Here is an 8,932-nt window from a genome sequence, read left to right as displayed (position 1 = left end):
TCTGGCAGGTAAGCGCCGCCGTGCTGGTTGGAGTCCTACATTTCGCTCAGAGTTGTTATTTGGTTAAGATATAAGCAAAGTGGAATCCCGCCCTGGAATGTTGGTAGCTTGTTGATTTCCGTTCTTGCGCTTGATTCTATAGATGAGAAGATCTTTTTATTAATAGATTTTAATATTTTTTTGTTTCATTATGTATAGGGAGTCCTATGGATTCATTGTTGATAACCATCAAGCTATTCCATTGGCCTGATTGTTTTTCACTAATTTCAACAAGATGGTTAGTTCTAGATACATAATTTGGATAATAAGCCGTACTTGATGTTGAAAAAACAACGTTAATATTAGTATGATTTTTCTCATAAAAACTCCTTTTTCGTATTTGCCCTTGAGCATAATTTGTAAATTATGCATTTCTTAAGTAATCAAAAAATGTGTATAAGGCAATCAAAAAAATCAATCTTTAACATTTTTGCATTTGTTTTTCGGTTGTTAAAGTTATGTGTTGATTGGCTGTTTTTTTGATCTTGGTTTGTTTTTATTGTTGCTTGCTTAGGGCGCCTTGTGTTTTTGTACTTTTCCAACACCAAAGCTTTACCAACCTGAGTATTGTAATCTCACAGGCTTAGTGTCGGGTTTATCAGTTGTATGTATCGGCGCATAGGCTGTCAGATCCATTAATTTTCCTTGCCAGCCTTAAAGGCGTTGTTGTCTAAAACAGCGGAACCTTTTTGGCACTTCATGATCAGAGCTTGCATCGCAAGGTTTACGGTCAATATCATGGGCAAGTCAAAGCGCACTGTCACCAATTGGAAGCAATACAATCAGGCATTAGTTAACCGTGGCTCTATCACTTTCTGGTTGGACAAAGCGACTCAACACTGTCAGGCAATATGCAATATGCGTCCCTGGAGTGTGGTTCAGGAGCAGCGGCCCGTGTTTCGTGCCGTGCCCGGTTATCCAATCAGTTCGCCAGGATGAGCCGAGAAGGTTGGGTCAACGTGGAAGAGACAGTAAACGAACAGGGCTTTGTCAGCCATGTGGAAGTGCTGGGCTCCAAGGGTGGCAAGCAGTTTGAAACTGAAACCGTCAAAGCCGTGTCAAAGTGGCGCTATGCACCTAAGTTTGTCGATGGTAAGCCTGTTAGCGCCAAGACGTGGTCGAAGATCTCCTTCACGCTTTAAGGCTGCAAAGCGGATTGTTGCCCAATAAAAACGCCGGCAGTTGCCGGCGTTTTTGTCCTCCTCATCCTGAGTTAGATAAGGAACACATTCAGACTACAGGCGCCGTGGGCACCAACTACCAGTGCCTGCTCAATGTCAGCCGTCTTGGATGGGCCGGCGATAAACACCCCAAACTCACCCGAGTCCAACATTATCTTGTCGGCCGCTTCATGCATGTTAGCGACAATGGCATCGGCTTCCAGTACCAGAAACAGGTTCTCACAGATAAAAGGTGTGATCCTGTGAGATAGAGACTTCTGACTGACCCAGATGGCACCGTTTTCAGCAACACCCACTTGACCCTTGATTACGGCATAATCGATATCACGCAGATCATGGCTGTCAGCGGGCACTTCACGGTTACCTGTTACCCCTTCTACCTGAGAGATAATCTGCTTGCCTTCGGCAATCAAGGCATCGACTTGCTGCTGCAGTTCGGTAAAACCACCACGCTTATGCAGTTTGCCGGCAACGGTTCCCAGGTTGGTTTCAAACTGGCCAATCAGGTCGTCCAGTCTAGGGGCCACATCTATGGCCGGCATATTGTGTCCTTCAAGTGCGCAGGACTTAAGGGCATCCAAAATAAAAGATTTGCTGGACATCTGATTAGCTCCTGTTTTTCTTGAACCAGGCCTCGAAACTAGAGGCGGGTGCCTTGGGCAGTTCACGGTATTTACCCCAAGCGCCAGAGAATGGCTTGAGCAGGCTACCTGGCAGTATTCTCAAGCCCAGTCTTGCCATGCTCATGGAGCAGTTCAGCATAGTGGTACTGGCCATAAACTTACCGACCAATGGCATATAACTGCCTTTACCGTAAGGCAGTTTACCTGACTCGGCCTTTAGACGACGCTGACGGAAGATGATCTTGTCCAATGGCACCTTAGTGGGGCATACATAGGAGCAAGAGCCGCACAGGGTACAGGCCCAGGCGATGGAGTTGGTGTCATCGTCCTGCGCACCGACTGCGATGCCAATTGGACCTGGAATAGTGTAGTTGTAGCTGTAACCACCGCTGCGACGATATACAGGGCAGGTGTTCAGACAACCGCCACAGCGGATACACTTGAGCGACTCGGCAAGGATCTTGTCCTTGAGCATCTCAGTACGGCCATTGTCCACTATGATGACGTGCATCTCACCACCGGCCTGCGGGCCGCGGTAGAAGCTGGAGTAAGTGGTTACCGGCTGGCCGGTGGCGTTGCGGGCCAGAGTACGCAGGTAAACTGAGGCGCTTTCCACCGATGGTACCAGCTTGTCTATTCCCATGGAGTGCAGCTGCAGTTTAGGCAGGTTACAGCCCATGTCGGCGTTACCTTCGTTGGTACAAACAACCACTGCGCCCTTGTCGGCGATGGCCATATTCACCCCTGTCATGGCCGCATCGGCACTGAGGAATTGCTCACGCAGATGGGCACGGGCGGCACGGGTCAGGTAAGTCGGGTCGCTGGCACCGGCCTCTGTGCCGAGTTTTTCATGGAACAGTTCGCCCACTTCCTCTTTCTTGAGGTGAATGGCGGGGACCACGATATGTGAAGGTGGCTGTTTTTTCAGCTGAATGATGCGTTCACCCAAGTCTGTGTCTATGACCTCTATGCCCTTGCTTTCGAGGAAGGGGTTGAGGTGACACTCTTCGGTGAGCATGGATTTGGACTTCACCAGCTTCTTCACCTGATGGCTGGCCAGAATCTCATGCACTATGCGGTTATGCTCGGCGCCGTCTTTGGCCCAATGCACTTGAATGCCGTTCTGGATACAGTTGGCTTCGAACTCTTCCAGATACTTGGCCAGATTGGTCAGGGTATGCAGCTTGATAGCCGAACCCAGATCCCTAAGCTGTTCCCACTCGGGCAGGCTGCCGGCAGCGCGGTCGCGCTTTTCCCGCAACACCCATAGGGCTTTGGAATGCCAATCAACTCTGGACTCATCGCGGCAGAAGATCTCTGCCTGGCTGGCGTGGGCTTTGGCCCCTTGTGTCTGTGACATGGCTATCTCCCTAAATGGCAGCGTTGAGGATCTGCGCCAGATGGCGGGTTTCTATCGGCAAGTTTTGGCGACGGATCATGCCGTCCAGATGCATCAGACAGGATGGGTCAAAACCGACGGCATAGTCTGCACCCGTGGCTGCATGGGCCTGAGCCTTGTCTTTGCCCATCTTGGCAGACACAGCACCTTCATCTACCGCGAAGGTACCGCCGAAGCCGCAGCATTCGTCGCGGCGATCCGGATAGGTGATCTCTATGCCGGGAATACGTTCCAGCAGGGCTTCCATTTTGTTGTAACGTGGGCCCATATATTCACTGGGGCTGGCGAGATCCAGCATACGAATACCGTGACAACTCAGTTGTAGGCTCACCTTGTGTGGGAAGGCTTTGGGGAAGCTCTCTACCGGGGCGACATCGTGCAGGAACTCGGTCAATTCGTACAGTTTGGCGATAACGGCCGCGGCTTCCGGGCTGTCGTCAAACTCATGGAAGTTTTCTTTGGCGGCTACCAGGCAGGATGCCGCTGGACATATGATAGCATCGCATTCGACTCCCTTGAAGGCGTTGAGCAGCTTCATAGTGGTCTTGCGGGCTTCGTCAAAACAACCCGAGTTGGTCATGGGCTGACCACAGCAGGTTTGGCCTTCAGGCAGGATCACCTGGTGCCCCAGCTTCTCCAGCAGTTCCAAGGTGGCGATGGCCACATCCGGCAGCATCTGGTTGACCAGACAGGGAATAAACAAGGCTATCTTCATTTGGTGTTTCCTAATTGGATGTTGCTTGCGTTAACCGACATCATCTATGTCCGGTGTGGTCAGATGCTTTCTGACTCTGTATTTGAACATCACCTGACACAGGGTAAATATGCTTGAATATAAGCCTATAACCACACAATAAATAGTGCTAATTCAGTAAATGATTAAAATCTTTTTTGCAAAAATGAGAAAGTTTTAACCATTTGATTTTAATGTATTTATTTGTATTTATTTTGTTCGTTAATCCGAACGTGAATCCGTTATATAACACAGGTGAAAAAAGAGGGAGCTAATGCTCCCTCTAAGTATAGTCAGCGACTGCACTCCTCCAGCAAATAAGCCAGGTGGCGGTAGGAAATACCACTGTGGTGGCTCAGGCCCACTTCACACATACGGTTGGCGTAGTAACCTTCCTTAAAGTCGGTGGGGATGAGTTTCTTAATGTTACGCAGTGCCGAGGCGTTGATCTCAGGCTTGTAAAGACCTTTCTCACCGGCATAACCACAACAGTCTACACCGGCCGGGCGCAGCACCTTGTTGGAGCAGGCATCGGCAATGGCTTGCATCTTGGGTTCCAGCTTCATCTTACGCGCCGAGCAACCCAGATGCAGTGCCACATTGACCTTCTTGGTGAGGGTGAGTTTCGGCAATACCTTGTCGTGCAGGAACTCGACCAGATCCAACAGTTCAACCTTGGGATTGCCGGAAAGAGCACGGTAGGTGCAGGAGAGGGCATCGACAACCACGGGCAGCTTGCCGCCCTCGGTCATGGCGCTGACTGCGTCAATAAGCTCGTCACGCTTCATATCGGCGTTCTTGAAATCCCCTTTTGATTCCCACATCTGGCCGCAGCACAGATTGCGGGTTTTGGCCGGTGTAATCACGTTATAGCCGGCACGTTCAAGCAAGGTCACTACCACTTCAGGCAAGGTACGGTCATCGGGATCCAGCGGTGTTGGGCCGAAGGTACGACCACCGCAAGCGGCGAAGTAGACCACGGTTTCCTGGTTGGCTTTGGGAGCCGATGGCTTAGGTAGCTTACCGCCTTTGGGGAAGTCAGGGTTCCAGTAAGGCACTTCTTTGGAAATCGCCCGGCCCATGTTCATCAGCCCTGAGGTGATACCCGTGCCCGTGAGTTTGTGTATTGTGCCCAGGGCATCAAAACCTGTGCTCAACACCTGGTTGACAGCGCCCCAGTGCTTGGCCTGGAAGTCCAGAACCTTCTGTTCTGTGGTGGTGATATAAGGGGTACGCAGCTTGCGAACCAGTTGGCCCATGCTATTGTCTACCGGGCAGGCAATGGTACACAGCTGACAGGCGGCGCAGGTATCCACCACATCATATTTGGCGGCGGCACGCATCTTCTCGGCGGCTTCCTTGTCGCCGCTCTGTTCCAGACGCTCGATTTCACGCAAGGTGGCTATCCGCTGTCTGGGTGACAGGTTAAGCGCCGAGGTGGGGCAGGTCTTTTCACAGAAACCGCATTCGATACACTTATCTACCAGGTCGTCCACTTCGGGACAGGGCTTGATATTCTTGATGTGTACCTGCTTGTCGTCGTTAAGGATCACCCCAGGGTTCAGCAGGCCTTCGGGGTCGAAGATCTGCTTGATGTTTTTCATCAGGGTGTAGGCGTCACTGCCCCATTCCATTTCCACAAAAGGTGCCACGGCGCGGCCTGTGCCGTGCTCGGCCTTCATCGAACCGTCGTACTTGTTGATCACCATATCGGCGACCGCTTCCATAAATTGATGGAACTGTTCGATATCGGCCTGGGAGCCGAATTTAGGGGTAATGATAAAGTGGAAGTTACCGGCTAGCGCATGGCCGTAGATCACCCCTTCAGGATAGCCGTGCTTATGGAACAGCTCGGTCAGATCGTGGGCGGCACTGGCTAGGTTTTCAACCCGGAAAGCCACGTCTTCGATGATTACCGAAGTGCCTTTGGGACGCTCGCCACCGATAATGGGGAATAGGCCGGAGCGCATGGCCCAATATTTACCGTAAACGGCCGGGTCACGGCTGAAGCTGATGGGGCGCTCGGTCTCGATATGCGCCAGTTTGGCGATAACGTCCTGGGTATAGCGTTCCAAAGTTTCATCATCGTTGGCGCGGGATTCTATCAGCAAAATCGCAGCGCCTTCAGGCAATTCGGCCAGCCAATCCGGCATGCCCTTTTTGCCTGTTACCGCCTTGATGGAGGCCCAGTCCAGCAGCTCGGCTGCGGCTACGCTTTCGCCCTGAATAGGGGGGATTGCCCGGGCTGCATCTTCCATATTGAAGAATACCGCCATGGCCGAGGCCTTGAATTTAGCCTCTTCCACTGTGTGATAGGTGACTTCGTTGACAAACGCCAGTGTGCCTTCGGCGCCGACTATGATGTGGTTGATGATGTCGAAGGGATCTTCAAAATCCACCAGGGCGTTGAGGCTGTAACCTGTGGTGTTTTTAATGGCGAACTTTTTGCGAATTCGCGCAGCCAGGGTCTCATTACCGCGAGCCATGGCACCTAAGTCTGCCAACGCCTTGAGCAGTTCGGGGTGTGACTGACGGAAGGCTTCTTTGGACTCTTCGCTGCCGGTATCCAGTTCTGTGCCATCGGCCAGCAGCAGTTTTACTGAGGAGATGGTTTGGTAGCTGTTTTGGGCGGTGCCGCAGCACATACCGGAAGCGTTGTTGGAGACGATACCGCCTACCATGGCTGAAGCCAGAGTTGCCGGATCCGGGCCGATTTTTTTATTCAAAGGTTTGAGAGCAGCGTTGGCATCGGCGCCAATAACAGCGGCACCCAGAGTGACTTTGTTGCTGTCTTCGCTGATATCCAGGGTACGGAAACCGTCAAATCCGAGGATAAGCAATATGCCTTCTCCTATGGCCTGACCCGACAGACTGGTACCAGCGGCACGGAAAGTCACCGGAGCGCCGTAGCTTCTGGCTACAGCCAGAGTGCGTTTTACCTGCTCCAGATCCTCGGCATGTACCACAACCTCGGGCACTATCCGGAAATAGCTGGCATCGGTTGACCAGGCAAAACGGCGCACAGGGTCGTCACTGACGGCAGCTTCTCCCAACTGTTTACGCAGGTCACGGATCACGGCTTCATAGTTGATAGACATAAGACATTTCTCTACACATTAAATTTGATAATAAAGGCAGCGCCAAGGGCGGCTGCCTTATCGAGGAGTTATTATCGTTATTAGAATCCGCCCCAGAGCATTGCCAAGGTACCGGCCAGCAAAGCATAGCCAAGTGCTACAGGCATAGTCTTACGGATGATTTCAGATTCGCGACCGGCCATACCGACCACGGTTGCCGCCGCGACCACGTTCATCACGCACATCATGTTACCTGCGTTGGCACCAATACCTTGCAGTGCCAGGATAAGTGCATGGTTTGCCCCTATGTTATCGGCCACGCTGTATTGCAGGCCGGAGAACATCATATTGGAGAAGGTGGCCGAACCCGACAGGAAGGCACCGAAAATCCCGACTATCGGGGAAATCCAGGCCCAAACGCTGCCGAGGCTTCCGGCCAGCATATCGGCCAATGCTACCGGCATGGATTGCAGACCGGCACTGTTGGTGCCTGAGTTGAGGAAGATTTTCACCATAGGCACAGAGGCACCCAGGGAGATAATGGTTGGCACCATGGATTTGCAGGAAACCGTAACCGATTCTTTGATGGCCTTGGAGTTCATTCTGAACAGGAAGAAGCCCAGAATACACACGGCAATAAAGAAGGCGCCCGGTGCAAAGAAGGTGGCGAAGCCGGCCTTGAGCTCAGTGCCTAACAGGCCGGTCCAACTAATGTTGAAGCTGTTCAACCAGGCTTTCAGTGGCTGTACCACACGTGAAAGCACCAAGAGACCTGCCATGATCAGGTAAGGGGTCCAGGCGGCCAACTGGGAGAAACGCGCCTTGCTCTCTACTTGAGCTGTTTCGCCCTCTTTGTCATTTTCAGCGAAGTCATTCCAAGGGGTTTTAGGCAGTAACCAGCCTTTGCGGGCAACCGGGATTACCAATGCCATACCGACCAGGGCACCAATCACGGAAGGGAACTCTGGGCCGGCGAAGAAGTTGATCAACCAGGCAGGAATGGTGAAGGCTAAACCGGCGAACAGGGCAAATTTCCAGATGGCTAAGCCTTCCTTGAAGGACTTGTTGCGACCAAAGAAGCCAGTCAGCACAGACACCATTACCAAGGGGATCAGCGTACCTGTGATCAAATCTATGGTGATCATATGCATGGCAATGAACTGAGCATAATCGCTGAAATGGCCCCCATGTTCGGCAATTTGCGCCGCAGCCATGCTGGTACCGCCTTCGAGCAGGCCCTGTTCCATACCAAAGAGCACTGGCAGACCAATGGCACCGAAAGACACTGAAGTTGAGTCGGCGACCAGGGCAACCACGGCGGCCGCAATCGGTGGGATACCCAAGAGCACCAACAGAGGCGCGCCAATCGCGGCTGGTGTACCAAAACCGGCAGAACCCTCAATAAAAGAGCCGAACAGCCAACAGATGATGATCACCTGAACCCTGGCGTCTGAACTGATATTGGTAAAACCGGCACGAATGGTATCCATGGCACCCGAGTATTTCAGGGTATTGAGCAGGAATACTGCACCGAAGATGATGGTTAAAGGTGTAATCGCCGACAGCAGGCCTTCAACCACGGAGGCGGCCAGCAGAGTAGTGTCCATCTGCCAGATAAAAACGGCGGCCAGGGCGGTTATCACCATGGAGATTGGCATAGCTCTGGATGCGGGCATCCGGAGCAACACCAGGAACAGCATGACGCTGATCACGGGTGTCAGACTTGCGAGTAACTGAAGAAATGTCATGGTTGCCTCATCATTTCATATGTTGCTTGTGCTTATTGTGGTGTTGAGAAAGTGCTATCGCCTTTCCCATTTGTTGTTGTGCGTGCTTATCATGGTTAATTTACCCGGAACCAAAATGATCTGGATCATCTT

General features: G+C 51.9%; 6 protein-coding genes and 1 pseudogene. 2 read left to right on the top strand and 5 right to left on the bottom strand.

Going from position 1 to position 8,932, the window contains the following annotated elements:
• Positions 1-777 precede the first annotated feature (777 nt).
• Both AYI96_RS12875 and AYI96_RS12870 read left to right on the top strand, forming a co-directional pair.
• Positions 778-885: pseudogene (locus tag AYI96_RS12875) on the top strand (IS5/IS1182 family transposase); the annotation flags it as partial.
• Positions 886-974: 89 nt separating this feature from the next.
• Positions 975-1,181 carry an energy transducer TonB gene (locus tag AYI96_RS12870; RefSeq protein ID WP_160289588.1) on the top strand — a complete coding sequence of 69 codons (207 nt, stop codon included), beginning with the start codon at positions 975-977 and terminating at the stop codon, positions 1,179-1,181.
• Positions 1,182-1,252: 71 nt separating this feature from the next.
• Here the strand turns inward: AYI96_RS12870 and AYI96_RS12865 are convergent, their stop codons facing one another.
• The 5 genes from AYI96_RS12865 to AYI96_RS12845 all read right to left on the bottom strand — a co-directional run bounded on the left by AYI96_RS12865 (position 1,253) and on the right by AYI96_RS12845 (position 8,800).
• A complete protein-coding gene (locus AYI96_RS12865) occupies positions 1,253-1,822 on the bottom strand; it encodes a lactate utilization protein C (protein ID WP_039035940.1) in 570 nt (189 codons plus the stop codon).
• Positions 1,823-1,826: 4 nt separating this feature from the next.
• Positions 1,827-3,203, bottom strand: a complete 1,377-nt coding sequence (locus AYI96_RS12860) for a lactate utilization protein B (RefSeq protein WP_144361720.1) — start codon at positions 3,201-3,203, stop codon at positions 1,827-1,829.
• A gap of 10 nt (positions 3,204-3,213) precedes the next feature.
• Positions 3,214-3,957, bottom strand: a complete 744-nt coding sequence (locus tag AYI96_RS12855; protein ID WP_144361719.1) for a (Fe-S)-binding protein — start codon at positions 3,955-3,957, stop codon at positions 3,214-3,216.
• 311 nt (positions 3,958-4,268) lie between these two features.
• Positions 4,269-7,073 (bottom strand): FAD-binding and (Fe-S)-binding domain-containing protein, encoded by a 2,805-nt coding sequence (locus tag AYI96_RS12850; protein WP_039035937.1) that lies wholly within the window; start codon positions 7,071-7,073, stop codon positions 4,269-4,271.
• An 80-nt stretch (positions 7,074-7,153) separates the two neighbouring features.
• Complete coding sequence (locus AYI96_RS12845; protein WP_052248277.1) at positions 7,154-8,800, bottom strand: L-lactate permease; 1,647 nt, start codon at positions 8,798-8,800, stop codon at positions 7,154-7,156.
• Positions 8,801-8,932 lie beyond the last annotated feature (132 nt).

Source organism: Shewanella sp. MSW, assembly GCF_007636515.1.
GTDB classification, from domain to species: Bacteria; Pseudomonadota; Gammaproteobacteria; order Enterobacterales; family Shewanellaceae; genus Shewanella; species Shewanella indica.
This window is presented reverse-complemented; position numbering and strand designations above follow the sequence as displayed.

What these genes read in the sequence shown, in the direction of transcription:
- AYI96_RS12845 (WP_052248277.1), bottom strand. Translation starts at nt 8,800, where the DNA reads ATGACATTTCTTCAGTTACTCGCAAGTCTGACACCCGTGATCAGCGTC.
- AYI96_RS12865 (WP_039035940.1), bottom strand. Translation starts at nt 1,822, where the DNA reads ATGTCCAGCAAATCTTTTATTTTGGATGCCCTTAAGTCCTGCGCACTT.
- AYI96_RS12850 (WP_039035937.1), bottom strand. Translation starts at nt 7,073, where the DNA reads ATGTCTATCAACTATGAAGCCGTGATCCGTGACCTGCGTAAACAGTTG.
- AYI96_RS12870 (WP_160289588.1), top strand. Translation starts at nt 975, where the DNA reads ATGAGCCGAGAAGGTTGGGTCAACGTGGAAGAGACAGTAAACGAACAG.
- AYI96_RS12855 (WP_144361719.1), bottom strand. Translation starts at nt 3,957, where the DNA reads ATGAAGATAGCCTTGTTTATTCCCTGTCTGGTCAACCAGATGCTGCCG.
- AYI96_RS12860 (WP_144361720.1), bottom strand. Translation starts at nt 3,203, where the DNA reads ATGTCACAGACACAAGGGGCCAAAGCCCACGCCAGCCAGGCAGAGATC.